The sequence below is a fragment of the Pseudomonas sp. CCI3.1 genome, from assembly GCF_034313985.1.
Taxonomy (GTDB): Bacteria; Pseudomonadota; Gammaproteobacteria; order Pseudomonadales; family Pseudomonadaceae; genus Aquipseudomonas; species Aquipseudomonas psychrophila.
In genome coordinates this window covers 1,398,864-1,424,872 of sequence record NZ_JAVIWO010000001.1, presented here as the reverse complement: position 1 = coordinate 1,424,872, position 26,009 = coordinate 1,398,864, and the positions used below count along the sequence as shown (strand labels likewise).

27 protein-coding genes are annotated in these 26,009 nt (G+C 57.3%); all 27 read left to right on the top strand.

Annotation, left to right across the window (positions count from 1 at the left end; translation table 11 throughout):
• Window position 1 precedes the first annotated feature (1 nt).
• Window positions 2-970 carry a flagellar motor switch protein FliM gene (fliM, locus tag RGV06_RS06515; RefSeq protein ID WP_019828822.1) on the top strand — a complete coding sequence of 323 codons (969 nt, stop codon included), beginning with the start codon at window positions 2-4 and terminating at the stop codon, window positions 968-970.
• Between the two features lie 58 nt (window positions 971-1,028).
• Window positions 1,029-1,493 (top strand): flagellar motor switch protein FliN, encoded by a 465-nt coding sequence (fliN, locus tag RGV06_RS06510; protein WP_046810415.1) that lies wholly within the window; start codon window positions 1,029-1,031, stop codon window positions 1,491-1,493.
• Entirely contained in the window at window positions 1,494-1,934 is a 441-nt protein-coding gene (gene fliO / locus RGV06_RS06505) for a flagellar biosynthetic protein FliO (protein WP_019828824.1), read from the top strand. It abuts the gene before it with no gap.
• On the top strand, window positions 1,934-2,677 hold the full coding sequence (fliP, locus tag RGV06_RS06500) for a flagellar type III secretion system pore protein FliP (RefSeq protein ID WP_019828825.1): 744 nt from the start codon (window positions 1,934-1,936) through the stop codon (window positions 2,675-2,677). The genes fliO and fliP overlap by 1 nt, the downstream gene beginning before the upstream one ends.
• Window positions 2,678-2,680: 3 nt before the next feature.
• A complete protein-coding gene (gene fliQ / locus RGV06_RS06495) occupies window positions 2,681-2,950 on the top strand; it encodes a flagellar biosynthesis protein FliQ (RefSeq protein WP_019828826.1) in 270 nt (89 codons plus the stop codon).
• Window positions 2,951-3,733 (top strand): flagellar biosynthetic protein FliR, encoded by a 783-nt coding sequence (gene fliR, locus RGV06_RS06490; protein WP_019828827.1) that lies wholly within the window; start codon window positions 2,951-2,953, stop codon window positions 3,731-3,733.
• Window positions 3,734-3,739: 6 nt separating this feature from the next.
• Window positions 3,740-4,876, top strand: a complete 1,137-nt coding sequence (gene flhB / locus RGV06_RS06485; protein ID WP_019828828.1) for a flagellar biosynthesis protein FlhB — start codon at window positions 3,740-3,742, stop codon at window positions 4,874-4,876.
• Between the two features lie 430 nt (window positions 4,877-5,306).
• The gene (locus RGV06_RS06480) at window positions 5,307-5,840 is read left to right on the top strand and encodes a fimbrial protein (RefSeq protein WP_322149657.1); all 534 of its coding nucleotides are present in this window, start codon (window positions 5,307-5,309) and stop codon (window positions 5,838-5,840) included.
• An 81-nt stretch (window positions 5,841-5,921) separates the two neighbouring features.
• The gene (locus RGV06_RS06475; RefSeq protein WP_198823081.1) at window positions 5,922-6,464 is read left to right on the top strand and encodes a fimbrial protein; all 543 of its coding nucleotides are present in this window, start codon (window positions 5,922-5,924) and stop codon (window positions 6,462-6,464) included.
• A gap of 75 nt (window positions 6,465-6,539) precedes the next feature.
• On the top strand, window positions 6,540-8,978 hold the full coding sequence (locus tag RGV06_RS06470; protein ID WP_322149655.1) for a fimbria/pilus outer membrane usher protein: 2,439 nt from the start codon (window positions 6,540-6,542) through the stop codon (window positions 8,976-8,978).
• Between the two features lie 54 nt (window positions 8,979-9,032).
• Window positions 9,033-9,794 (top strand): fimbria/pilus periplasmic chaperone, encoded by a 762-nt coding sequence (locus RGV06_RS06465; protein WP_046810408.1) that lies wholly within the window; start codon window positions 9,033-9,035, stop codon window positions 9,792-9,794.
• Complete coding sequence (locus RGV06_RS06460; RefSeq protein WP_037032763.1) at window positions 9,787-10,374, top strand: fimbrial protein; 588 nt, start codon at window positions 9,787-9,789, stop codon at window positions 10,372-10,374. Before RGV06_RS06465 ends, RGV06_RS06460 begins: the two co-directional genes overlap by 8 nt.
• Window positions 10,367-10,879 carry a fimbrial protein gene (locus RGV06_RS06455; protein ID WP_231984112.1) on the top strand — a complete coding sequence of 171 codons (513 nt, stop codon included), beginning with the start codon at window positions 10,367-10,369 and terminating at the stop codon, window positions 10,877-10,879. Before RGV06_RS06460 ends, RGV06_RS06455 begins: the two co-directional genes overlap by 8 nt.
• Window positions 10,880-10,892: 13 nt before the next feature.
• A complete protein-coding gene (locus RGV06_RS06450) occupies window positions 10,893-11,372 on the top strand; it encodes a fimbrial protein (RefSeq protein ID WP_322149653.1) in 480 nt (159 codons plus the stop codon).
• Between the two features lie 27 nt (window positions 11,373-11,399).
• The gene (locus RGV06_RS06445; protein WP_231984111.1) at window positions 11,400-11,936 is read left to right on the top strand and encodes a fimbrial protein; all 537 of its coding nucleotides are present in this window, start codon (window positions 11,400-11,402) and stop codon (window positions 11,934-11,936) included.
• Window positions 11,937-12,136: 200 nt separating this feature from the next.
• Window positions 12,137-13,093 (top strand): fimbrial protein, encoded by a 957-nt coding sequence (locus RGV06_RS06440; RefSeq protein ID WP_019828837.1) that lies wholly within the window; start codon window positions 12,137-12,139, stop codon window positions 13,091-13,093.
• 478 nt (window positions 13,094-13,571) lie between these two features.
• Window positions 13,572-15,701 carry a flagellar biosynthesis protein FlhA gene (flhA, locus tag RGV06_RS06435; protein WP_019828839.1) on the top strand — a complete coding sequence of 710 codons (2,130 nt, stop codon included), beginning with the start codon at window positions 13,572-13,574 and terminating at the stop codon, window positions 15,699-15,701.
• An 11-nt stretch (window positions 15,702-15,712) separates the two neighbouring features.
• On the top strand, window positions 15,713-17,029 hold the full coding sequence (gene flhF / locus RGV06_RS06430) for a flagellar biosynthesis protein FlhF (protein ID WP_322149652.1): 1,317 nt from the start codon (window positions 15,713-15,715) through the stop codon (window positions 17,027-17,029).
• A gap of 119 nt (window positions 17,030-17,148) precedes the next feature.
• On the top strand, window positions 17,149-17,976 hold the full coding sequence (gene fleN, locus RGV06_RS06425; RefSeq protein WP_016781547.1) for a flagellar synthesis regulator FleN: 828 nt from the start codon (window positions 17,149-17,151) through the stop codon (window positions 17,974-17,976).
• Window positions 17,976-18,716 carry an RNA polymerase sigma factor FliA gene (fliA, locus tag RGV06_RS06420; protein ID WP_019828842.1) on the top strand — a complete coding sequence of 247 codons (741 nt, stop codon included), beginning with the start codon at window positions 17,976-17,978 and terminating at the stop codon, window positions 18,714-18,716. The genes fleN and fliA overlap by 1 nt, the downstream gene beginning before the upstream one ends.
• A 202-nt stretch (window positions 18,717-18,918) precedes the next feature.
• Window positions 18,919-19,290, top strand: a complete 372-nt coding sequence (locus tag RGV06_RS06415; RefSeq protein ID WP_019828845.1) for a chemotaxis response regulator CheY — start codon at window positions 18,919-18,921, stop codon at window positions 19,288-19,290.
• Window positions 19,291-19,310: 20 nt separating this feature from the next.
• Window positions 19,311-20,099 (top strand): protein phosphatase CheZ, encoded by a 789-nt coding sequence (locus RGV06_RS06410; protein ID WP_019828846.1) that lies wholly within the window; start codon window positions 19,311-19,313, stop codon window positions 20,097-20,099.
• Between the two features lie 62 nt (window positions 20,100-20,161).
• Entirely contained in the window at window positions 20,162-22,342 is a 2,181-nt protein-coding gene (locus RGV06_RS06405; protein WP_322149651.1) for a chemotaxis protein CheA, read from the top strand.
• 49 nt (window positions 22,343-22,391) lie between these two features.
• Window positions 22,392-23,528: a protein-glutamate methylesterase/protein-glutamine glutaminase gene (locus RGV06_RS06400; RefSeq protein WP_322149650.1), complete on the top strand. Its 1,137-nt coding sequence runs from the start codon at window positions 22,392-22,394 to the stop codon at window positions 23,526-23,528.
• Complete coding sequence (locus RGV06_RS06395; protein WP_133076022.1) at window positions 23,528-24,268, top strand: flagellar motor protein; 741 nt, start codon at window positions 23,528-23,530, stop codon at window positions 24,266-24,268. Before RGV06_RS06400 ends, RGV06_RS06395 begins: the two co-directional genes overlap by 1 nt.
• 2 nt (window positions 24,269-24,270) lie before the next feature.
• Window positions 24,271-25,161 (top strand): flagellar motor protein MotD, encoded by an 891-nt coding sequence (gene motD, locus RGV06_RS06390; RefSeq protein WP_019828850.1) that lies wholly within the window; start codon window positions 24,271-24,273, stop codon window positions 25,159-25,161.
• Window positions 25,162-25,199: 38 nt separating this feature from the next.
• Complete coding sequence (locus tag RGV06_RS06385; RefSeq protein WP_019828851.1) at window positions 25,200-25,988, top strand: ParA family protein; 789 nt, start codon at window positions 25,200-25,202, stop codon at window positions 25,986-25,988.
• Window positions 25,989-26,009: the final 21 nt, after the last annotated feature.

Here is a 26,009-nt window from a genome sequence, read left to right as displayed (position 1 = left end):
CATGGCCGTGCAAGACCTGCTGTCCCAGGATGAGATCGACGCGCTGTTGCATGGCGTGGATGACGGTCTGGTACAGGCCGAAACAGCTGCCGAGCCCGGCAGTGTCAAAAGCTACGACCTGACCAGTCAGGACCGTATTGTCCGGGGCCGCATGCCGACCCTGGAAATGATCAACGAGCGTTTCGCCCGCTACACCCGTATCAGCATGTTCAACCTGCTGCGCCGCTCGGCGGACGTGGCGGTGGGCGGGGTGCAGGTCATGAAGTTCGGCGAGTACGTGCATTCGCTGTATGTGCCTACCAGCCTGAACCTGGTCAAGATCAAGCCGTTGCGCGGCACGGCACTGTTCATCCTCGACGCCAAACTGGTGTTCAAGTTGGTAGACAACTTCTTTGGCGGTGACGGCCGTCACGCCAAGATCGAAGGCCGCGAATTCACCCCCACCGAATTGCGCGTGGTGCGCATGGTGCTGGAGCAAGCCTTCATCGATTTGAAGGAAGCCTGGCAGGCGATCATGGAAGTCAATTTCGAGTACATCAACTCGGAAGTTAACCCCGCCATGGCCAATATCGTCGGCCCCAGCGAAGCCATTGTGGTTTCTACGTTCCACATCGAACTCGATGGGGGCGGCGGCGACCTGCACGTGACCATGCCGTACTCGATGATCGAGCCAGTACGGGAAATGCTCGACGCCGGTTTCCAGTCCGACCTCGACGATCAGGACGAGCGCTGGAGCAAGGCTCTGCGCGAAGACGTACTCGATGTCAGCGTGCCGCTCAGTGCCACGGTGGCCCGTCGTCAATTGCGACTGCGGGACATTTTGCACATGCAGCCCGGGGACGTGATCCCGATCGAGCTGGAAGATGAACTGGTAATGCGCGCCAATGGCGTGCCTTCGTTCAAGGTCAAACTGGGCTCGCACAAAGGCAATCTTGCCTTGCAAGTGGTTGAGCCTATCGGTCGACGCTAGGCGTCAGGCCACACGAATTTGCTGTGCTAATGATTGAAATGCTCGCCGAGGACACCCCATGGCTAACGAACACGATACAACTGCTGCAGACCAGGCGCTGGCTGATGAATGGGCAGCGGCGCTGGAAGAAACCGGCGATGTTGGCCAGGCAGATATCGACGCTTTGCTGGCGGCTGATGCGGTCACCAAACCGGCACCCAACCGTCTGCCAATGGAAGAGTTCGGCAGTGTGCCGCGCAACAACCAGCCAGTGACGCTGGATGGCCCTAACCTGGACGTGATTCTGGATATTCCGGTATCGATTTCCATGGAAGTGGGCAGCACCGACATCAATATCCGCAACCTGCTGCAACTCAATCAGGGCTCGGTGATAGAGCTGGATCGCCTGGCGGGCGAACCGCTGGACGTGCTGGTGAACGGCACCCTGATTGCTCACGGCGAAGTGGTGGTGGTCAACGAAAAGTTCGGCATCCGCCTGACGGACGTGATCAGCCCAAGCGAACGCATCAAGAAGCTGCGTTAAGTGAAGCGGGTTCTAGGCGGTTTACTCGCGTTCCCCGTAAGCGTGCTGGCGGCTGAACCGCTGGCTGGCGCCACGGCGGCGGCCGCGCCGGTTGTGGGCAGCAGCATCGGCGGGCAATTGACACAGTTGGTACTGGGTTTGCTGTTGGTGCTGGGTCTGATCTTTGCCCTGGCCTGGTTGCTGCGCCGTGTCCAGCAAACGGGGCCGCGCCAGGGGCAAGTGATCGAGCTGATCAGCTCCCGGGCCCTGGGGGCGCGGGATCGGCTGGTGCTGGTGCAGGTCGGCAATGAACAGATCCTGCTTGGCCTGACGCCGGGCCGTATTACACCGTTGCATGTGCTCAAGGAGCCCGTGCAAGTGCCGGGTACTTCAACGCAGGCAACCCCCGAATTTGCCAAGCGGCTGATGGAAATACTGGGCCAGCAAAAGGACAAGCCGTAATGCGTTTAGTTGTCGCGCTGTTGTTGGCGCTTGTCGCGCCGTTGGCGTTAGGGGCTGATCCACTGTCGATTCCGGCCATCACCCTGGGCACCGGGGCCAACGGCCAGCAGGAATATTCGGTCAGCCTGCAAATTTTGCTGATCATGACCGCGCTAAGTTTTATTCCGGCGTTCGTCATGCTGATGACCAGTTTTACGCGGATCATCATTGTGTTCTCGATCCTGCGTCAGGCCTTGGGTTTGCAGCAGACCCCGTCCAACCAGATCCTGACGGGCATGGCGTTGTTTCTGACGATGTTCATCATGGCCCCGGTGTTCGATCGGGTGAACAACGACGCCCTGCAGCCCTATCTTGCTGAAAAGCTCTCGGCCCAGGATGCGATTCTCAAGGCTGAAGTGCCGATCAAGGATTTTATGCTGGCCCAGACACGCACCAGCGACCTTGAACTGTTTATGCGCCTGTCCAAGCGCACCGACATCGCCACACCGGATGCTGCACCCCTGACCATTCTGGTCCCTGCATTTGTCACGTCAGAACTGAAAACTGCATTCCAGATCGGTTTCATGATTTTTATCCCGTTTTTGATCATCGACCTGGTAGTGGCCAGTGTGCTGATGGCCATGGGCATGATGATGCTCTCGCCGCTGATCATTTCGTTGCCATTCAAAATCATGCTGTTTGTGCTGGTGGATGGCTGGGCGCTGATTATCGGCACCCTGGCCAGCAGTTTTGGCGGAGTGTGAGTCATGACCCCAGAAGTTGCGGTTGACCTGTTTCGCAGTGCGTTGTGGCTGACCACACTGATGGTCGCCGTACTGGTAATCCCCAGTTTGCTGGTCGGGTTGCTGGTGGCGATGTTTCAGGCCGCGACCCAGATTAACGAGCAAACCCTGAGCTTCCTCCCGCGATTGCTGGTGATGCTGATCACCCTGATCGTGGCAGGGCCCTGGCTGGTGCAGACCTTTATGGAATACATCCTGCAGTTGTACGGCAGCATTCCGCAGTTGATCGGCTAAATGTCTCTGCTCGCTCTGACAGACGCGCAGATCAGTACCTGGGTCGCCAGCTTTATGCTGCCGCTATTTCGGGTGGGTGCACTGCTGACTACCATGCCGATCATCGGCACGACCCTGGTGCCGAAGCGCATCAAGCTGTTTCTGTCATTGGCGATCACCCTGGCGATCATGCCCAGCCTGCCGCCGCTGCCCACTGTCAACCCGCTTGATCTGAGCGGCCTGATGCTGATTGCCGAACAGATCATCATTGGCGCGCTACTGGGGTTTTCGTTGCAGCTGTTTTTCCAGGCGTTCGTGGTGGCCGGGCAAATTGTCGCGATTCAGATGGGCATGGGCTTTGCGTCCATGGTCGATCCGGCCAACGGCGTGAACGTGGCGGTTATCGGGCAGTTCTTCACCATGCTTGTGACCCTGTTGTTTCTGTCCATGAACGGCCATCTGGTGGTGTTTGAGGTGCTCACCGAGAGCTTCACCACATTGCCGGTAGGCGGTGGGTTGCTGACCAATCACTACTGGGAAATCGCCAACAAACTGGGCTGGGTCCTGGGAGCTGCGCTGCTGCTGGTGCTGCCAGCCATCACGGCGTTGCTGGTGGTCAACATCGCGTTTGGCGTCATGACCCGGGCTGCACCACAACTGAATATTTTTGCCATCGGCTTTCCGCTGACCCTGGTGCTGGGCATGGTGATTCTGTGGATCAGCATGGCGGACATTCTCAACCAGTATCAACCGCTGGCCTCCGAGGCCCTGCAGTTTCTACGTGAACTGGCACAGGCGAAGTAGACCGCTATGGCAGAGAGTGAAAGTGGTGCCGATAAAACAGAAGACCCCACGGAGAAACGCAAAAAGGACTCCAGGGAAAAGGGCGAGATCGCACGCTCAAAAGAGCTGAATACCTTGGCCATCATGTTGGCCGGGTCTGCGGGCTTGCTGATTTTTGGCGGTGCGCTGGCGCAGGACATGATGGAGCTGATGCGCTACAACTTCAGCCTGAGCCGCGAGGTGCTGCTCAATCCTGACTCCATGGGCCTGTTTTTACTGCATTCGGGCAAAATCGCACTGCTCGCCCTGCAACCGGTATTGGTCACCTTGCTGATCGCCGCTCTGGTCGGCCCGATTTCCCTTGGCGGCTGGCTGTTCGCCGCTGGCAGCCTGGCCCCTAAATTCAGCCGTATGAACCCCGCTGCGGGGATCAAGCGCATGTTCTCGGCCAAGGCACTGGTCGAGCTGCTCAAGGCCCTGGCCAAGTTCTTCATCATCCTGATTGTGGCCTTGCTGGTGTTGCAGTCTGACATCGACGACCTGCTGCGCATCGCCCATGAGCCGCTGGAGCTGGCGGTGATTCACAGCCTGCAAGTGGTGGCCTGGAGCGCCTTGTGGATGGCCTGCGGGTTGATCTTGATCGCTGCGGTGGACGTGCCGGTGCAGCTGTGGGAAAGCCATCAGAAACTGCTGATGACCAAGCAGGAAGTGCGCGACGAGCACAAGGACCAGGAGGGGCGCCCTGAGGTCAAACAGCGGATTCGCCAGTTGCAGCGCGACATGTCCCAGCGGCGGATGATGGCCGCGATCCCGGATGCTGATGTCATCATCACCAACCCGACGCATTACGCCGTGGCCCTCAAGTACGATGCGGAGAAGGGCGGGGCGCCGATGTTGCTGGCCAAGGGCAGTGATTTTCTGGCGCTGAAGATTCGCGAGATTGGTGAAAAGCACAACATCCTGCTGCTTGAATCCCCTGCGCTGGCGCGTTCGATCTACCACTCCACAGAGCTGGAACAAGAGATCCCTGCCGGGCTGTATCTGGCCGTGGCCCAGGTGCTTGCTTACGTGTATCAGATCCGTCAGCACCAGGCGGGCAAGGGCAAGCGCCCGGATCCGCTCAAGGACCTGCCGATTCCGCCGGATTTAAGGCGTGATGAGTGATGTGGATAAGGTTGGGGTGATAGGTCTTTAGATTCTTACTGGAAGTGGGTGTTAAGATAATAGTGTGTTGTTGTTTTAAAGATAGACATGAAGTGTATATTCAAGTCTGTGTTGAGGTGGGTGTTGTTAACTATAATCAGTTGCTTGCGATATGTTTTTAAGTGAGTGGCCCGTAGGGGGTTGTCGGGGCGGTTGTTTTATCGAGACCAGCAACTTCCTACTGTGAATCTAGAGTGCTCCTTCAATTTTTCAATAAAATCCATTCGGATTAATAGGCAATTTCCTGCATATTCTTGAGTGTTAAATTGTTAGTTTTCCAATGCTCTTTTTGGAGCGTTTGCCAAACTTAATATGCTCTGGACTCTTAATAGACATGAAGGCCCCTACAGGTTTCATGTTGAGTCAAATACTTATGTGCAGGGGATCTTTAATGAATGCTGTAATTAAAAAGGCCATGGCTTCCATGGCGTTGCTGGCTGCTTCTGTATCGGTTGTTCATGCGGCGGGAGCCGGGTCAGGAACAATCACGTTTGAGGGCGAGATTCTGGAAGCTGCCTGCTCCATCAAGCCGGGCAATAGCGACCAGACCGTTCCACTGGGTGAAGTTGCCAAGTCTCAACTGGAAACGGGCGGTGCAAGTACTCCTAAAGTCTTTGAAATTGAATTGACCGGATGCTCTCCCTCGAGCCTTACCGATAAAACCGTATCGACCACCTTTACAGGTGCCGAATCCGTCGATGTGCCCGGTGCGTTGGGCATTATCGGGACGGCAAGTGGGGCGGGCGTCATGATGGTCGATGGCTCCGGCACGGCTGTAACACTGGGGACGCCAACCAAGACGCAACTTATTCAAGCCGGTGATAACACCCTGAGTTTTAGTGCCTTTCTCAGAGGTAAGGGCACGGGAACCATCACCCCGGGCGCGTTCGCTGCAGTGACCAATTTCTCCTTGACTTACAAGTAAGTTATTTGCCCCGTTGCAGTCGGTTCAGTGGCGGGGCAAGTTTCAGCGGGGTCGAGTGTGAGAGTGCTCACGATGTTAGTCATGACTGGTTTTATCGGTATGTTAACAAGTTCGTTGATGTCTATTGCTGCAGCGCGTGAAAATCAAGGTAATGGCCGTATCAACATGGCCGGAGAAATACTGGATTCTGCTTGTGCACTGGATGCGAGCAGCGCTTATCAAGTCATTGATATGACCCCTTTGTCAGTGGGCGGCCTTATTCGCCATAACGCGGGTGAGCCCAGTGTGTTTTCATTGCGCCTGGTCAAATGTTCATTAACGCGTCCCGATCCTCATCGTCCTGGTGCCTACTTGCCCGATTGGCAGCATGTAAGAGTGACCTTTGACGGGTTGACTGACATTAGCGGGCGTCACTTTGCAGCATTAGGTACTTCAAGTGGTATGGCCCTGCGCATAACCGATGTGCAAGGGCAGGAAAGTATACCGGGCGTCCCGATGTCACTCATCGCCCTGACCGAAAACCACCAAGAATTACGTTACTCCCTGCAATTGGTTGGCAATGGCCGCCCCATGGTTGTTGGATCTCACCGCACAGCGTTGCGATTCAGACTGGAGTATTTTTGAATGCATGGGTTGCTTGCATTACGAGATTTTTCAACTGCGAAGACAATTCTGCATACCAGTGTATTAAGTAGTTTGATGTCGATTGCCTGTGAAGTGTCGGCCGCAGAAGACATCCAGTTCAATACCGATATTCTCGACCTGAACGATCGCACCAATATTGACTTGTCTCAGTTCTCGCGCAGCGGCTTTATCTTGCCGGGTACTTATCCAATGCAAGTACAGGTGAACACGCTGGTGCTGCCTGAACAGCGCATCACTTTTTATCCTCCGGACGATGATCCCAAAGGCAGCCAGGCCTGCTTGTCATCCGATCTGGCAAGCCAGTTGGGCTTAAAGGAAAACAAGTTGACGGAACTCTCCTGGTGGAAGGAGGGAACGTGCCTGGATATTCGCAGCCTTGCGGGGATGGAAGTGAGCGGCGATCTGGGTACATCTACGCTCTACATTTCTGTGCCCCAGGCCTATCTGGAGTACAACGCTCAGAACTGGGACCCGCCCTCACGTTGGGATGACGGCGTGCCTGGCCTGCTGGTTGATTACAACCTTACGGCACAGTCCATCAATCAAAGAAACACTGCCAGCCGAACCGACCTGACCGGCAATGGTACTTTCGGTGCCAACGCAGGCCCTTGGCGGCTGAGGGCTGATTGGCAGGGTCGTATTGAAGATGAGGCCGTCAATAGCAGAAAGAACCTTGAGTGGAGCCGCTTTTACGCCTATCGCGCTGTTCCCTCACTCGGGGCACGTCTGTCGCTGGGGCAAAACTACCTGTATTCGGACCTGTTCGACAGCTTCCGTTTCACCGGCGCCGCACTCAACTCGGATGACAGTCAGCTACCTCCCAACTTGCGAGGCTATGCCCCAGAAGTCGTCGGGGTAGCTAAAACCAATGCCAAGGTCATCATCAGCCAGCAAGGCCGTGTGCTGTATGAGGCATTGGTCGCGGCCGGCCCCTACCGCATCCAGGATCTGAACGATGCCGTCACCGGCACTCTGGATGTCCGCGTGGAAGAGCAGGACGGCAGTGTCAATACGTTCAAGGTCGAGTCGTCCAGTATTCCCTATCTGACACGCCCCGGCACTGTGCGCTACAAGCTGGCCACCGGTCGGCCGTCCTATCTGCATGATGGAGGGCAGGGCAGTGTCTTTGGTGCGGGGGAGTTTTCCTGGGGTGTGAGCAATGGTTGGTCAGTATATGGAGGGGGTATCAGTGACAGCTACTACAAGGCTTTTTCCCTCGGGGTAGGCCGCGATCTGCTGGCGTTTGGTGCCCTTTCATTCGATGCTTCGCGAGCCAGCGCCACCCTGCAGGACGATACGTTGTCCGGCGCCTCCTACCGCCTGAGTTATTCGAAAAAATTTGAAGAATACGACAGCCAGGTCACCTTCGCGGGATACCGGTTTTCCGAGAAAAACTACCTGAGCATGAGCGAATACCTGGATGCGCGACGCTACGGCGAGCGTGTGGGCGGGAGCAAATCGCTCTACACCGCAACGTTCAACAAGCATTTTCGAGAGGCTGGCCTCTCCGCTTATGTGACCTACACCGACCAGTCCTACTGGGATCGCCCGAGCAGCAACCGCTGGAACGTGTCGTTGGCGCGCTATTTCAATGCGGGGTCGGTCAAGAACATCAATCTCTCATTGAACCTGTTTCGAAATCAGGAACAAAACCAGCGTACTCGTACGCAAAATAATAATTCCGGGATGTATCTGTCACTCACTCTTCCCCTTGGCAGATCCGGCACTTTAACCACCAGTGCCAACAATTCGCAGAATAAAAGTACGTATTCGGCACGCTTCAGCGATCAGCTGGATGAACGCAACCACTATCAGTTGGCAGTCAGTAACACCTCCATTGGCGGTTATCTAAGCCATACCGCAGATCAAGCTGATCTGACCTTGAGCGCCAGTCGACAAGAAAACAACCACACCAGCCTTGGCATGTCTGCGCGAGGCGGCGCCACACTCACACCGTATGGGGGCGCAGGGCATCGAAGCGCAGGAGCGGGCGGCACTCGACTGATGGTCGATACCAGCGGTGTTCCGGGAGTGCCCGTTCGCGGTTATGGCAGCCCAACGCGCAGCAATGCCTTCGGCAAAGCAGTGATCCCTGACGTCAACAGCTACTTGCGTACAGCGGCCAGTATTGACCTTGAAAGTCTGCCGGCCAATGTCGAGGCGACTCAGTCCGTGACTCAATTGACCCTGACGGACGGGGCCATTGGCTATCGCACGCTGGATGTGATTGCCGGCTACAAGGCCATGGTTGTGCTGCGCCTGTCCGATGGCCGCGTGCCGCCGTTCGGTGGCACGGTGAAGAATGAAAAACAGCAGGAGACCGGCATCATCAATGACGGTGGCAGTGTCTATCTAAGCGGCATCCGGCCTGGGGGAATGATGGTTGTCTCTTGGGGGGGGGGCAGAGCGTTGCACGCTGGTGATGCCTGCCAATTTACCGGACGACGGTTTGGCCACCACCCTGGATCTGCCCTGCCAGATGCTGATACCTGACAACGCTGCACCTGCATCGGGGATCCGGCTTACCAACACAGAGATCACACCTTCATGATCAAGACAGTCAGCTTTGCACTCTCGGTTCCTGCCCTTGTGGCCATGTGCCTGATCAACAACGCCAATGCAGCCATTGGTCTTGATCGCACCCGGGTTGTGTTTGATGGCAACAAAGAAGCCGTCAGCATGAGCATCACCAATAACAACACACAGTTGCCTTATCTGGCCCAGGGCTGGATAGAAGATGAACAGGGCAACAAGATCACCTCGCCGCTGATCGTGCTTCCACCCGTCCAGCGTCTGGAGCCGGGTAAAAACAGTCAGGTAAAAGTCCAGTCGTTACCTGCAGTCCAGTCGCTCCCTCAGGACAGGGAGTCGGTGTATTACTTCAACCTGCGCGAAATTCCTCCGCGCAGTGAAAAGACCAACAGCCTGCAGATTGCCCTGCAAACCCGAATCAAGTTGTTTTACCGTCCTGCCGCGTTAGTTCAGAGCCGACAAGAGCGGTCTGCACCTTGGCAGGAGGAACTGACCCTCACCCTTGTGGGGGATCAGTATCAAGTCAACAACCCCACTCCGTACTACGTCACCCTGATTGATGCCCGCCGCAGTAAAGAGGCAGAAACCGTGACGGGTTTCGAGCCCCTTATGCTGTCACCAAAAGAATCGCTAAAGCTGGGCGGGAGTGTGGCTGCGCTTGGTACTAAACCACGACTGACCTATGTAAATGATTACGGCGGTCGCCCACCTCTGGTTTTCAGTTGCGAAGGCAATACCTGCAAGGTGGACGTGGCGGCGTCCTCAGTCAATGAGTAGTGCGCGAGGTGTGTGCACGGTCACGACCCTGTCGTGCTGGCTACTGGCGTCGAGTATCCACCAGGCCCGGGCCGAGGCGGTCGACGGCATGAGTGGAGTGCTGGATGTTATTGGCGAATTGCACAACACCCCCTGTGCCGTGGACATGCCTTCGGCCTATCAAGAGGTAAACCTGGGGACTGTCTCTCGCAGCCAGCTGCTGCGCCCTGGCGATCAGGGAACGCCTGTGGCTTTCCAGTTGCGCTTTGTCGACTGCCAGCGCGCTTCGGGCAGTATTCAGAGTGAGCGCACTGGCAATCTGGTGTGGAGTGCCTATCAGCCGGTGGTATCGGTTGCCTTTGTGGCGCCAGCCGATGCGGATGACTCAAGGCTGGTCAAGGTGAGGGGGGTAACCGGGATGGGGCTACTCCTGACCGATGCCCTTGGCCGGAACGTAGCTTTGGGCAGTCGCGGCGAGCCTTTGTTTATGCAGCATGGCAACGACACACAGACCTGGCACGTGCAGCCTGTGCGCACTTCGGCTGCGCTGGGCAATGGCGCCTTTCGGGCGGCCGTTGATTTCAGGCTTGTCTATGAATGAAAGCGCAACGATGAGTCAGTTAAAGCATTGGCGGGCACTCATTGCGGTGGGCGGCCTGTTGTCGATGTGCTGTCAGGTTGCATGGGGGGACGTCAGTGTGAGCATCAAGGGGGTCGTCCTTATGCCTCCACCCTGCAAGGTCAACGCAGGGGGCACGTTGAATGTACCTTTTGGAGCCGGCCTTCTGACCACCAGGATCAACGGCGTTAATTACAGCCAAACAGTGGCTTATACCGTCACATGCGGACCGCAGCCAACCAACTTTATGACCCTGGAATTAAAGGGAACTGGCGCCGGGTTTAACAGTGCGTTCCTGGGTACCAGTAAAAGTGATCTCGGCATCAGTTTTACTGTTGGGGGTGTTACCTGGCCCCTCAATAAAACCGTGAACTTCACCTATCCCGCCCTGCCGGTTGTGAAGGCTTATCTCGTCAAAAAAACCGGTAGCACGCTCACGGGCGGGTCATTTTCTGCAGCGGCTACCTTAGTGGTTGCACTGCGATAAGAGAGACATATTGATGAGATTCAAGCAACGATTTGCCCTTTTAACAGTGTCCATGCTTGGCTTTTGCACTAACGCAATGGCCAACCTCACGTTTAGTGGCACCCTGGTAGAGCCGCCGCCCTGCACCATAAACAGTGGTTCCACTATTGCTGTCGACTTTGGGGATATAAGTGTCAAAAGTGTCGATGGGGTCAAGAACCGCAAAGGGCTGAATTACACCATTACTTGCACTTCCAGCACTCTGCCGTGGGGGCTGAACTTGATGTTGACGGGTACGGCAACGAGTTTTGACTCTTCAGCCGTGCAGTCCAGTGTTCCTGATCTTGGCATCAAGGTACTGCGAAATAACCTGGCATTTGTGCTCAACACTAAGCTTTCAATTAGCCTGTCAAGTCCACCGGTACTGGAGGTGGTTCCAGTCAAGAGGTCGGGCTCAACGCTGAGTGAAGGCGATTTTACGGCCACAGCAGTTCTGCTGGCATTTTACGAGTAAGGAGGGCATCCCATGCGAGCCGGGAGCATGAGTAAGCGCTGGCAACCTGCTGTGATCGTGCTGCTGCTGGGTGTGTCCTTGATGCGGTCAGATGATGGCGTGGCGGCGAGCAACTTGACGCTCAAGGGCGCATTGGTTGCGGCAGCCTGCAGGATCAAGGCGGGCGACGAGGCGTTGGCGATTGATCTGGAGGCGGTCACTAACGCAGAGCTTTATCTAAATACCCGGACGGTCGGCAAGACTTTTCAGATCCGCCTTGAAGAGTGCGACACCAGTATCAGTGACGCTGTGACGACTACCTTTAGCGGCATCGAGAACACCAAGCTGCCGGGCTTGCTGGCGCTGGACGCAAGCCCTGAGAAAGGAGTGGCGCTGGGGCTAGAAACACTTGCGGGCTCACCGTTGCCGTTAAATATCGCCAGTGGTAAGCAGGCATTGAGTAATGGCGCCAATGTCATTGCTTTTAAAGTGTTTTTGCAGGGGGAGCCGCAAGCCATTATTAATCAAACGATAGTGGCCGGACACTTTACGGCCGTTTCGACATTTACATTAGCCTACCCTTAAAAGAGTAGTGATTTTAGGGTGCTGTTTTATTAAATATCAGGCTACATGATTGCATTTAAGGTATCGACCAAAGTTAAGCCACGGATCGTTGTTAATCAAATAATAAAGCCTGAGGTATTTGCTGTAGTTCGGTTTTTGCATCGGGCTACGCCCATAAATATGCACAGCTGCAAGGGCTGTTTTATAGCGGAGGGATGTATATGAAGTATCTGATGGGGCTGCTTTTTTTACTGCTGATGCAAGCCGTCAGTGCAACGGAATGCCGATTGAATGGTGGCAACTGGGTAAATCCTGAAAGGCATGGATTTAACGCGTATGTCAATCTTGTGCCGAACCTTGCAGCTGCAAAAGTTTTTCTGGATGGTTACACGTTTGAATGCAGGCATGGATTGCAAACGACTTTTCCTTTTGATCCTTACGAGCAAGTGCTGACCGACCCCGATACGATGATGCTGTATCCGCAACCTGGTTATTTTGCTGAGGGTGGATTGAATGTGACGGGTACTTATTATCCGACACCTGTGAGGGCCGGTATTGTTCTCTCCGTGCAGCGAAATGAGCCCCTCGTGAGTGTGCTGGGGCGGCCATATCTCAATATTGTAAGAGCGCCGGGCAGATACGTTAGAATCTCGTCCGGGGCGCTTGTCGCTACCGTAAGATTAAGGGTGCGCACTTATTTGAACGGCTCGACACTCCGGAACTTTGTGACTTTTGTGAATGTGTATGCGCGTCATTCACTTAATTTGAACCCGTCCACCTGCACGATTAATAATAATGCGCCTATTAATGTGGACTTCGGTTCGGTGGATCCCTTGGCGGTCGGGACGAATCCACTGGCTACGCCAAATAATAAAAATTTCGTACTGATCTATTCATGCCCTGATGCGGGGATTTCCTCACCCATCAAAATCACATTGATGGGCAGTGCCTCTTCGTTCTTCTCAGGTGGCCTTGTGATGAGTAATCCTGATCTCGCGACTGTCATGTACCGTACCAGTACCCGTGCGCTAGTACCTCCGGGCGGCTCATTCGCAGGGACTATCACCAATAGCTCGGGAAGGGACGGTGTGACTTTTGCACTTATTCGCAAACCCGGCAGCTTGCCTGCCGCAGGGCCTTTTACGGGCAGTGCGACGCTGATAATGGGCCTACCTTGAACCTAGTGTTTTATCTCGCAAATACTGATCCTCTTTTAACGGCATCTGTTGTTGCCATGCTGCGTTGCCGCTCCTGCCCATAGTTAGCTATGAGTCGTCGCGGCGCCTTGCCTGGCAACAACAGCCACTCGTCAAAAAAGGATCAGTACTTGTGAGGCAGTGCACTAGAAATGCCGTACCCCGACAGTCGGATTTAACCTGGAAACACGTTCGATTAAACGATCCGTTCATGCGCCGTGTTACCAGGATCTCACCCCCACAACTGCAGGTAATTGAACGATCGGCCGCAGTACAGGCTGAGCCAAAGCCGAGTCAATTAGCTGTGCGTCACGCTGAGCGTGACTCATGGCCCACTCCGAAACCCTTGGCCAAATCGGCCATGCGTGAACAAGTGGCCAAAGTTGGAAGGTTTCTTGCAGAGGCAGGCTCTACGGCGCGCATGGCGTCAAAAGTTTGCTAAAGGTTTGACGCAATGTCCTTGGATCGCTCTCAGTTAATCAACACCGCGCGCAGCGGTCTGGCCGGTTTGGGTCAGGGGCAGTTAGGTGTGCCGTTGTTGTTGCTGGTGATGCTGGCGATGATGATGTTGCCCGTTCCGCCGTTTTTGCTGGATGTGTTCTTCACCTTCAACATCGCGCTGTCGATTGTGGTGCTACTGGTCTGTGTCTATGCGCTGCGGCCACTGGATTTTGCTGTTTTCCCCACCATTTTGCTGGTCGCGACCCTGATGCGCCTTGCCCTGAACGTGGCTTCCACCCGGGTGGTGATGCTCCACGGTCATGAAGGCCACGCGGCCGCAGGCAAGGTGATCCAGGCCTTCGGTGAAGTGGTGATCGGCGGTAACTACGTGGTCGGTATCGTGGTCTTTGCGATTTTGATGATCATCAACTTCGTGGTGGTGACCAAAGGTGCCGGGCGTATTTCCGAGGTGAGCGCGCGTTTCACCCTCGACGCCATGCCCGGTAAACAAATGGCCATCGATGCTGATCTCAACGCCGGCCTGATCGATCAGAACCAGGCCAAGATGCGCCGTCAGGAAGTTGCCCAGGAAGCCGAGTTCTACGGCTCGATGGACGGTGCCAGCAAATTCGTACGCGGTGATGCCATCGCCGGTCTGTTGATTCTGTTTATCAACCTGATCGGCGGTATGGCCGTGGGTATCTTCCAGCACGGCATGACCTTCGGCGAAGCCGGCAAGGTCTACGCCTTGCTGACCATCGGTGACGGTTTGGTGGCGCAGCTGCCCTCTCTGCTGCTGTCCACTGCCGCCGCGATCATGGTGACCCGCGCCTCTGGCTCAGAAGACATGGGCAAGCAGATCAATCGTCAGATGTTCGCATCGCCCAAGGCGCTGGCTGTGTCGGCAGGCCTGATGGCCGTGATGGGGATGGTGCCGGGCATGCCGCACTTCTCCTTCCTCAGCCTGGCCGCAGTGGCCGGTGGCGTGGCGTACCTGATGTGGAAAAAGCAGAACGTGGTCAAGGTTCAGGCCCTGCAAGAGGTCAAGCGCCAGCAGGAACTGTTGCCATCGCCTGCCCGCGCCCAAGAGACCAAGGAGCTGGGCTGGGATGACGTGACGCCCATCGACATGATCGGCCTGGAAGTTGGATATCGGTTGATCCCGCTGGTTGACCGCAATCAGGGTGGCCAACTGTTGGCGCGGATCAAGGGCGTGCGCAAAAAGCTGTCCCAGGACCTGGGCTTTCTGATGCCCACCGTGCATATCCGCGACAACCTCGACTTGGCTCCCAGTGCTTATAGGCTGACGTTGATGGGGGTTATTCTGGCCGAGGCCGAGATCTACCCGGACCGCGAAATGGCGATCAACCCGGGGCAGGTATTCGGCACGCTTAACGGCATTACCACCAAAGACCCGGCCTTTGGTCTGGAAGCCGTGTGGATTGAGGTCAGTCAGCGCAGCCAGGCGCAATCGCTGGGCTATACCGTAGTGGACGCCAGCACCGTAGTGGCGACTCACCTTAACCAGATTCTGTACAAACACTCCCATGAGCTTATCGGTCATGAAGAAGTGCAGCAGTTGATGCAGTTGTTGGCCAAGTCTTCGCCCAAGCTGGCCGAAGAACTGGTGCCGGGCGTGCTGAGCCTGTCCCAACTGCTCAAAGTATTGCAGGCCTTGCTGGCTGAGCAGGTACCGGTGCGCGATATCCGCAGTATTGCCGAAGCCGTCGCGAATAATGCCCATAAGAGTCAAGATACTGCCGCTTTGGTTGCCGCTGTACGGGTCGGCTTGTCGCGCGCCATTGTGCAAAGCATTGTAGGAGTTGAGTCTGAGCTGCCTGTGATCACCTTGGAGCCAAGGTTGGAACAAATATTGCTCAATAGTTTGCAGAAGGCCGGACAAGGCCAGGAAGAGGGCGTTTTGCTCGAGCCAAGCATGGCAGAAAAGCTCCAGCGCTCGTTGATTGACGCGGCTCAGCGTCAGGAGATGCAAGGTAATCCAGTGATCCTGTTGGTGGCAGGCCCGGTACGCGCGATGCTTTCGCGCTTTGGCCGTCTGGCGGTGCCCAACCTGCATGTACTGGCTTACCAGGAAATCCCTGACAACAAGCAGGTCACGATCGTTGCGACAGTAGGCCCTAACGGCTGAGGGTTTGGTTTATGCAAGTGAAGCGATTTTTCGCCGCCGATATGCGTCAGGCCATGAAGCTGATCCGTGATGAGCTGGGGGCTGACGCCGCCATCATTGGCAACCGCCGGATTGCCGGGGGCGTTGAGTTGACCGCGGCCCTGGACTACAAGCTGTCCGCGCTGGCACCCCGTGTACCGAACATTGAGCTCGAAGAAGAGCTGCGCAAGACCCAGTCGCGGATTGTCTCGGCCCAGGCCGAGTTGAGTCTGCGCGGTGAGGGCGAGGCGGGCGATAACCGTCAGCTGTTTGCCGGTCTGCCGCTGACCGCCGCCGAGCCATTGATTGAACCGACGCTCGAAGAGCCACCGCGCCCTGCGCCTGCGCCGGCCGCCCCGACGATTGATCAGCGCGCGTTCGACAACATGCGTCATGAGCTCAACGGTTTGCGCGAGTTGCTCGAAGTGCAGCTGGGCTCGCTGGCCTGGAGCCAGTTGCAGGATGCCAAGCCTGCACAAGCCAATCTGTGGCGTCGCCTGCAGCGTATCGGCCTGTCCGGACCGCTGTCCCGAGATCTGCTGGCGCAAGTGGCCGGTATCGAAGAGCCGCGTCAGGCGTGGCGGATGTTGCTGGCGCACTTGGCGCGCATGATTGCCACACCTGAGCTGGAGCCGCTGGAAGAGGGCGGTGTGATCGCGATGGTCGGTCCTGCCGGGATGGGTAAGACCACCACGCTGGCCAAGCTGGCGGCGCGTTATGTGCTCAAGTACGGCGCGCAGAATATCGCGCTGGTGAGCATGGACAGCTTTCGTATTGGCGCTCAGGAGCAACTCAAGACCCTGGGCCGGATTCTTAACGTCCCGGTGACCCACGTGGCCCCCGGTCAGTCGTTGGGCCAGACCCTTGAGCCGCTGGTGCGCAAGCGTGTGGTGCTGGTGGATACTGCTGGCTTGCAAGCCAGCGATCCGGCGTTGCGCCTGCAGCTGGAAAGCCTCGCGGGGCGCGGGATCAAGGCCAGAAATTTTCTGGTATTGGCCACCACCAGCCAGAAACAGGTGCTGACGGCGGCGTACCTCAGTTACAAGCGTTGCGGGCTGGCCGGTTGCATCCTGACCAAACTGGATGAAACGGCGAGCCTGGGCGAAGTGTTGAGCCTGGCGATCAGTAACGCGCTGCCGGTGGCATACCTCACCGATGGTCCACGGATTCCGGACGACCTTCACCTGCCGCGTCGTCACCAGTTGGTGAGTCGCGCAGTGAGTGTGCAAATGCAGGAAGAACCCAGCGAAGAAGCCATGGCCGATATGTTCGCTGATATCTACCACAGCCCTCCCAAGCGGGTAGGTTGAGGTAGTCAAGATTACGTTGCAATGTACCTACATCTGATGGTCTGAAGGTTTTGTTCCATTCGGGAACGGGCAGCCAACGCATGTAGCCGCGTCTAAGTAAGACAAGGTAAAAAAAGATCATGGGCAGCATGCATCCCGTACAGGTGATCGCAGTGACCGGCGGCAAGGGTGGCGTCGGTAAAACTAACGTGTCAGTCAACTTGTCCATCGCCTTGGCCGAGCTGGGCAGGCGCGTTCTGTTGATGGACGCGGACCTTGGGCTGGCGAACGTCGATGTCCTGTTGGGCTTGACCCCAAAATTTACCCTGGCCGATGTGGTCGAGGGGCGTTGCGAGCTGCGCGATGTCTTGCTCCAGGGCCCGGGCGGGATTCGTATCGTGCCCGCGGCCTCGGGCACCCAGAGCATGGTGCACTTGAGCCCGGCGCAACATGCCGGACTGATCCAGGCATTCAGTGACCTCGGCGACAATCTGGATGTGCTGGTGATCGACACCGCGGCCGGGATTGGCGAGTCGGTGGTCAGCTTTGTGCGCGCCGCCCAGGAAGTGCTGCTGGTGGTCTGCGACGAGCCGACGTCGATCACCGATGCCTATGCGCTGATCAAGTTGCTCAACCGCGATTACGGCATGAACCGCTTTCGCGTATTGGCCAACATGGCCCAGAGCCCGCAGGAAGGGCGCAATCTGTTCGCCAAGCTGACCAAGGTCACCGATCGTTTTCTGGATGTGGCCCTGCAGTACGTGGGCGCCGTCCCGTATGACGAATGCGTGCGCAAGGCCGTACAAAAACAGCGGGCCGTCTACGAAGCGTTCCCGCGCTCCAAGTGCTCCCTTGCGTTTAAAGCCATCGCACAGAAAGTTGACACCTGGCCGTTGCCCGCCAACCCCCGCGGGCATCTGGAGTTCTTTGTCGAGCGTCTGGTGCAGCAAGCAGGGGGGCGCTTTTAATGACCGCCAGCGGCTATCGCATGTACAGCAAGGCGTCGCGTGACAGCCAGTACGAGCTGATCGAGCGCTACGCCCCCTTGGTCAAGCGCATCGCCTATCACCTGTTGGCGCGCTTGCCCGCCAGCGTGCAGGTGGACGATCTGATCCAGGCCGGAATGATCGGATTGCTTGAGGTGTCGGGCAAATACGACGCGACCAAGGGCGCGAGTTTTGAGACCTATGCCGGGATTCGCATTCGTGGCGCAATGCTCGATGAAGTGCGAAAAGGCGACTGGGCCCCGCGTTCTGTCCACCGCAATACACGGATGGTCAGTGACGCAATTCGGGTAATTGAAGCAAAAACCGGTTGTGACGCTAAAGATCATGAAGTTGCGGCCGAACTCCAGTTAAGCCTTGATGATTATTACGCCATCTTGAATGACACCCTGGGCAGCCGCCTGTTCAGTTTTGACGACTTGTTGCAGGACGGTGAACACGAAGGGCTGCATGAGGATGGCGCAAGTGCTCACCCGGAGCCGTCGCGTGACCTTGAAGACGAGCGCTTCCAGGGCGCACTGGCCGATGCAATTGCCCATCTGCCCGAGCGTGAGCGACTGGTGTTGGCGCTGTATTACGACGAGGAATTGAACCTCAAGGAAATCGGCGAAGTGCTGGGGGTCAGCGAGTCCCGTGTGAGCCAGTTGCACAGCCAGTGCGCCGCACGACTGCGTGCACGCTTGAGCCAGTGGCGAGCGCACTGACGGGAACACGCGTACTTATTGTGGGAGCGGGCTTGCTCGCGATGGGATCGACACGGTGAATCAGAAAAACCGCGCCGCCAGCATCGCGAGCAAGCTCGCTCCCACAGTCGATTCTGGCGGTGTTTGAAAACGAATTGATTGAATGGCGTGTCCCCAGACCGGACGCGTTTAAGACTGCTTGGAGGTCGAATTGGACAAGAACATGAAAATCCTCATCGTTGATGATTTTTCAACGATGCGGCGGATCATCAAAAACCTGTTGCGTGACCTTGGTTTCACCAACACGGTCGAGGCGGATGACGGCATCACGGCGTTGCCGATCCTCAATCTGGGTCACATCGACTTTTTGGTGACCGACTGGAACATGCCCGGCATGACCGGTATCGAGCTGCTGCGCCACGTGCGTGCAGACGAAAAACTCAAGCACTTGCCGGTGCTGATGGTGACCGCTGAAGCCAAGCGTGAGCAGATCATCGAAGCGGCCCAGGCCGGTGTTAACGGTTATGTGGTCAAGCCGTTCACGGCTATCGCACTCAAAGACAAGATCGAGAAGATCTTTGATCGCATCGGTTGATCGGTTGCCTTGGGGGCGCTATGGAGCATAAAGAATCCACACAGGGCGATTTTGAGTCGACCCTGAAAAAACATGCTCACGAATTGGTCGAAAGCCTTGAAAGAGGTCAGTTTGGCGATGCAGTGCAGCTGATTCACGAACTTAACCAGACCCGTGATCGCGGGTTGTATCGCGAAGTCGGCAAACTGACCCGTGAACTGCACAGTGCGATTGTCAATTTTCATATTGACCCGAGCATGCCGCAAGCCGAAGAAGTGTCGCAGATCACAGACGCCACTGAACGCTTGGCTTATGTTGTGAAACTCACCGAAGCGGCAGCCAATCGCACCATGGATCTGGTGGAAAACAGCACGCCGCTGGTCAACGGCCTGGGGCAGGACGCCAAGGCCTTGAGTGCCGACTGGGGTCGCTTCATGCGCCGTGAAATCGGTGCCGAGGAGTTTCGTGAGCTGGCGCGTCGAGTTGACAGTTTTTTGACGCGTAGTGAAGAGCAAAACCAGGTCGTGTCTGCCAACCTCACTGACATTTTGCTGGCTCAGGATTATCAGGACCTGACCGGTCAGGTTATCAAGCGTGTGACGCAACTGGTCACCGACGTTGAAAGCAACTTGCTCAAGCTGGTGCTGATGGCCAGCCAGGTGGACCGCTTTGCCGGCATCGAACACGACCGTGATGCACTGCGCGCTGAAAATAATTCGCAAAAAAACCAGGCCAAGGGTGAAGGTCCGCAGATTCATGCCGATACACGTAATGACGTCGTATCCGGTCAGGATGATGTTGACGATTTGCTGTCCAGTTTAGGTTTTTAGGACTCGATAGACGTGCGGGCGCTGTTGCCTGGCGTCGCGGGCCTATATCAAGGAGCACGTACATGAGCTTCGGCGCCGATGAAGAAATCCTTCAGGATTTCCTGGTTGAAGCCGGCGAAATTCTGGAGTTGCTGTCCGAACAACTGGTCGAGCTGGAAAGCCGACCGGATGATGCGGATCTGCTCAATGCAATTTTTCGCGGTTTTCATACTGTAAAAGGGGGCGCCGGCTTCCTGCAGCTCCATGAGTTGGTGGAGTGCTGTCACATCGCCGAAAACGTCTTCGACATCCTGCGCAAGGGTGAACGCGGCGTCGACGCGGAGCTGATGGACGTGGTGCTTGAAGCCCTGGATGCGGTCAACGGCATGTTCAGCGAAGTGCGCGAGCGTAGCCCGATCACTGCAGCGACTCCCGAGTTGCTGGCGGCGCTGGCACGTCTTGCCGAGCCTGCAGCCGCGCAAGCAGTTGGTGCACCTGAGCCTGCGCCGGTGTCTGCGGCTGCGGCTGTAGCCCCGGTGACCGATATCACCGACAGCGAGTTTGAGCAGCTGCTGGAGTCCCTCGATGCGGTCAAGGCCGCTGCGGTCGAGCCTGACCCGGAACCGGTGGCGGTGGCAGACATCTCGGCCAGTGACGAAATCAGCGACGCCGAGTTCGAGTTGCTACTTGATCAGTTGCACGGCAAGGGCCAGTTTTCTGCGGATACCGCAGTGGTTGCCCCGGTGCCTGACGAAGTGCCTGCAGCTGCAGCCGAAGTCAGCAATGAAATCACCGACGACGAATTCGAGGCCTTGCTGGATCAGTTGCATGGCAAGGGGGCGTTCAACACCGAAGCGCTGGGCGCTGCGGTCGCCGAGACCGTAGCCACTGCCCAGGAGCCGGCTGGCGACCCGAACCTGATCAGCGATCACGAATTCGAAGCCCTGCTCGATGAGATGCACGGCAAAGGCAAGTTCAGCCCCGACTCGGCAGCGGTAGTCGCTGCGGCTGTACCCGCCAAGCCGGTTGCAGCGGCGCGTCCGGCACCGGCACGGGCGGCAGCTGCACCTTCGGAAAAACCGGTTGCTTCTGAGGCGGAAACCACCGTACGGGTCGATACCGCACGCCTTGACGACATCATGAACATGGTCGGCGAGCTGGTGCTGGTGCGTAACCGTCTGGTGCGCCTGGGCCTGAACAGTCATGACGAAGATATGGCCAAGGCCCTGTCCAATCTCGACGTGGTCACCGCCGACCTGCAAACCGCCGTGATGAAGACCCGCATGCAACCGATCAAAAAAGTATTCGGGCGCTTCCCGCGTCTGGTGCGGGATCTGGCGCGTCAGCTGAAAAAAGAAATCAGCCTGGAACTGGTGGGCGAAGAAACCGATCTGGACAAAAACCTCGTCGAGGCCCTGGCCGATCCGCTGGTCCACTTGGTGCGCAACGCAGTCGACCACGGTTGCGAAACACCGGAAGAACGTGCGGCTGCGGGCAAGCCAAGCTGCGGCCGGGTCATTCTGTCGGCCGAGCAGGAAGGCGACCATATCTTGCTGTCGATCTCCGATGACGGCAAAGGCATGGATGCCAACTTCCTGCGCTCCCTGGCGGTGAAAAAAGGCCTGATGGACAAGGATGCAGCCGATCGCCTGAGCGAAAGCGACTGCTACAACCTGATTTTTGCGCCGGGTTTTTCGACCAAGACCGAGATCAGCGATGTGTCCGGACGTGGCGTGGGCATGGACGTGGTGAAAACCAAGATCGCCCAGCTCAATGGCTCGCTGAGCATCGAGTCGGTCCTGGGGCGTGGCTCTAAAATCGTCATCAAGGTACCCCTGACCCTGGCCATCATGCCGACCCTGATGGTGATGCTGGGCAACCAGGCGTTTGCCTTCCCGCTGGTCAACGTCAACGAAATTTTCCATCTCGACCTGTCGCGCACCAACGTGGTTGACGGTCAGGAAGTGGTGATCGTGCGCGACAAGGCGTTGCCCCTGTTCTATCTCAAGCGCTGGCTGGTGGCGTCTGCCGCCCATGAAGAGCAGCGCGAAGGGCATGTGGTGATTCTGTCGGTCGGGACCCAGCGCATCGGCTTTGTGGTCGATCAGTTGGTCGGCCAGGAAGAAGTGGTGATCAAACCGTTGGGGAAAATGCTCCAGGGTACGCCAGGCATGTCGGGCGCCACCATTACCGGTGATGGCCGTATTGCCTTGATTCTGGATGTTCCGAGCATGCTCAAGCATTACGCATCACGGCGTATTTGATTCTGGTGAGCCGGGGCTTTTACGCCCCGCACCGCCTAACGGAGTGTTTATGGTAGTCAAGGTCCTGGTGGTGGATGATTCCGGTTTTTTCCGCCGCCGCGTCTCGGAAATTCTGTCGGCTGACCCGACGATTCAAGTGATCGGCACCGCCACCAATGGCAAGGAAGCGATTGATCAGGCGCTGGCGCTAAAGCCGGACGTGATCACCATGGATTACGAGATGCCGTTGATGGATGGCATCACGGCTGTGCGCCATATCATGCAACGCTGCCCGACCCCGGTTTTGATGTTTTCCTCGCTGACCCATGAGGGCGCCCGCGTTACTCTCGATGCGCTGGATGCCGGGGCAGTGGATTTTTTACCGAAAAACTTTGAAGACATCTCGCGCAACCCCGAGAAGGTCAAGCAAATGCTGTGCGAAAAGGTTCACAGCATCTCGCGCAGCAACCGTCGACTGTCCAGCTACAGTGCGCCAGCACCAGTGGTTTCAGCTCCTGCCCCGGTGCCTCGGCCTGCGCCCGGCGGTTTTGTGTCATCCGCTCCGACGGCTTCAGTGCGCACCACGCCGATTGCCAGCCGTGGCGCGCCTGCGCCGTCATCCACGTCCGGGGCTCCCAAGCGCAAAGCTTACAAGCTGGTAGCCATCGGTACTTCGACTGGTGGGCCGGTGGCCTTGCAGCGGGTACTGACCCAGTTGCCGGGCAATTTTCCGGCGCCGATCGTGCTGGTGCAGCACATGCCGGCGGCGTTTACCAAGGCGTTTGCCGAGCGTCTGGACAAGCTATGCCGTATCAGCGTCAAGGAAGCCGAAGACGGCGATATCCTGCGCCCCGGCCTGGCCCTGTTGGCGCCGGGTGGCAAGCAGATGATGATTGATGGTCGTGGTGCGGTACGCATCCTGCCGGGCGACGAACGCTTGAACTACAAACCGTGTGTGGACATCACTTTCGGCTCTGCCGCCAAGTCCTTTGGTGACAAAGTTTTGGCGGTGGTCCTGACCGGCATGGGCGCGGATGGCCGTGAAGGTGCCCGGATGCTCAAGCAGGGCGGCAGTCAGGTCTGGGCACAGGACGAAGCCAGTTGCGTGATTTATGGCATGCCGATGGCCATCGTCAAAGCCAACCTGGCCGATGCGGTGTACAGCCTTGATGACATTGGCAAACACCTGGTGGAGGCCTGCCACTGATGGATGTGCTCAGCCTGATTGGCATCATCATGGCGTTTGTCGCGATTATCGGCGGCAACTACCTGGAGGGCGGTCATTTGGGCGCCCTGGCCAATGGTCCGGCAGCCCTGATCGTGCTGGGCGGGACGGTGGGCGCGGCGCTGTTGCAGTCGCCCATGAGTGCGTTCAAGCGGGCGATGCAGACCGTGGTCTGGATCCTGTTCCCGCCGCGTATCGACATGGCGGGCGGTATTGACCGTGTCGTCAACTGGAGCCTGACGGCGCGCAAGGAAGGCTTGCTGGGCCTGGAAGGCGTGGCCGACACCGAGCCCGACAATTATTCGCGCAAAGGCCTGCAATTGCTGGTCGACGGTGTGGAGCCAGAAACGATTCGCAGCGTGCTGGAAGTCGATTACATGACCCAGGAAAGCCGCGATATCGAGGCCGCGAAAGTATTTGAAAGCATGGGCGGTTATGCGCCGACCATCGGCATTATCGGCGCGGTCATGGGCCTGATCCATGTCATGGGCAATCTGGCCGATCCGGGGCAACTGGGCAGCGGTATTGCGGTGGCGTTCGTAGCGACCATTTACGGGGTGGCCAGTGCCAACCTGGTGTTGCTGCCCATCGCCAGCAAGCTCAAGGCCATAGCCATGCGCCAGTCGTTGTACCGCGAGATGCTGCTCGAAGGCATCCTGTCGATTGCCGAAGGTGAGAACCCACGGTCTATCGAACTCAAGCTTCAAGGCTTTACGGGTTAACTATGAGCCGGCGCCGTCGCCCTGCGGATGAACACGTCAATCACGAACGTTGGCTGGTGTCCTACGCGGATTTCATCACCTTGCTGTTTGCTTTTTTCGTGGTCATGTACTCGATTTCTTCGATCAACGAAGGCAAGTATCGGGTCATCTCCCAGGCGCTGGTCGGGGTGTTCAGTGACACCGAGCGCAGCATCAAGCCGGTACCCATAGGTGAAGAGCGCCCGCTGACGATTCCGCCTGCCGAACCGTTGATCAAAGACAGTGAACATACCGACGCCGGCCTTGGGCAAGTACCCGATGACCCGCTCAAGACCATTGCCAATGACATCACCCATGCGTTTGGCGACTTGATCGCGACCAAACAATTGACTGTGCGTGGCAATGAGTTGTGGGTCGAGATCGAACTCAATTCGAGCCTGCTGTTCGGCAGTGGCGACGCGATGCCCAGCAATGCAGCGTTCAACATTATCGACAAGGTGGCGGCGATCCTGAAACCGTTCGAAAACCCGATTCACGTCGAGGGTTTTACCGACGATCTGCCGATCCGCACTGCGCAATACCCTACCAACTGGGAGCTGTCGTCGGCGCGTTCGGCGAGCATCGTGCGGATGCTGGCGATGCAGGGCGTGAACCCCGGGCGTATGGCGTCGGTGGGGTATGGCGAGTTCCAGCCGGTGGCCAATAACGCTACGCCAGAAGGGCGCGCGCTCAATCGCCGGGTGGTGCTGGTGGTGTCGCGCAACCTGGAAGTGCGTCGCAGCCTGACCGGTACGGGGACCGCCAACGCCACACCGGATGCGGCCCTCAAGCGTGCTGGCACACAAACTGCACCGCCACAGACACAGCCACTGGTTCGTGGGGATGCCGTCAATTCCCCGTCACCCACCCTATAGTCTCGGCCGGCACGCATGCAGCCGGGAGGAACAACTGAATGAGAGTCTGGGCAGTAGCCAATCAAAAAGGTGGGGTCGGCAAGACCACCACATCCATCGCTCTGGCCGGTTTGCTGGCAGAGGCGGGCAAGCGCGTGGTGATAGTCGATCTTGACCCGCACGGCTCCATGACCAGTTACTTCGGGTATGACCCCGACGGTCTGGAACACAGCGTCTACGACCTGTTTCTGCATCAGGGCCAGGTACCGGAAGGTCTGGCTGCACAGTTGCTGTTGCCCACCAGCCACGAAAAGATTGCCTTGCTGCCGGCAACCACCGCGCTGGCGACCCTGGAGCGTCAGGCGCCGGGGCAAAGTGGGCTGGGCCTGGTGATTGCGCGCAGCCTGGCGCAACTGTGGCAGGACTACGACTACGCAATCATCGACAGCCCGCCGATCCTGGGCGTACTGATGGTCAACGCATTGGCGGCCAGCCAGCAATTGATCATTCCGGTGCAAACCGAGCATCTGGCGCTCAAGGGCCTGGAGCGCATGGTTCACACTCTGCGCATGATCAATCGCTCGCGAGCGCAAGCGTTGCCGTTCTGCATCGTGCCGACCTTGTTTGACCGCCGCACCCAAGCCTCGATGAGCACCTTGCGGGTCTTGCGCGATGTGTATCCCGACACCTTGTGGCAGGGCTTTGTCCCGGTCGACACCCGCTTGCGCGATGCCAGCCGGGCAGGGCAGACGCCTTCGCAGTTCGATGACAAAACCCGGGGGGTCATCGCCTATCGTGCGTTGCTCAAACATGTACTGACCCGCCAGCTTGCACCTCAGGTCGCTTGAGGTGGACGGTTATTCAAGTAT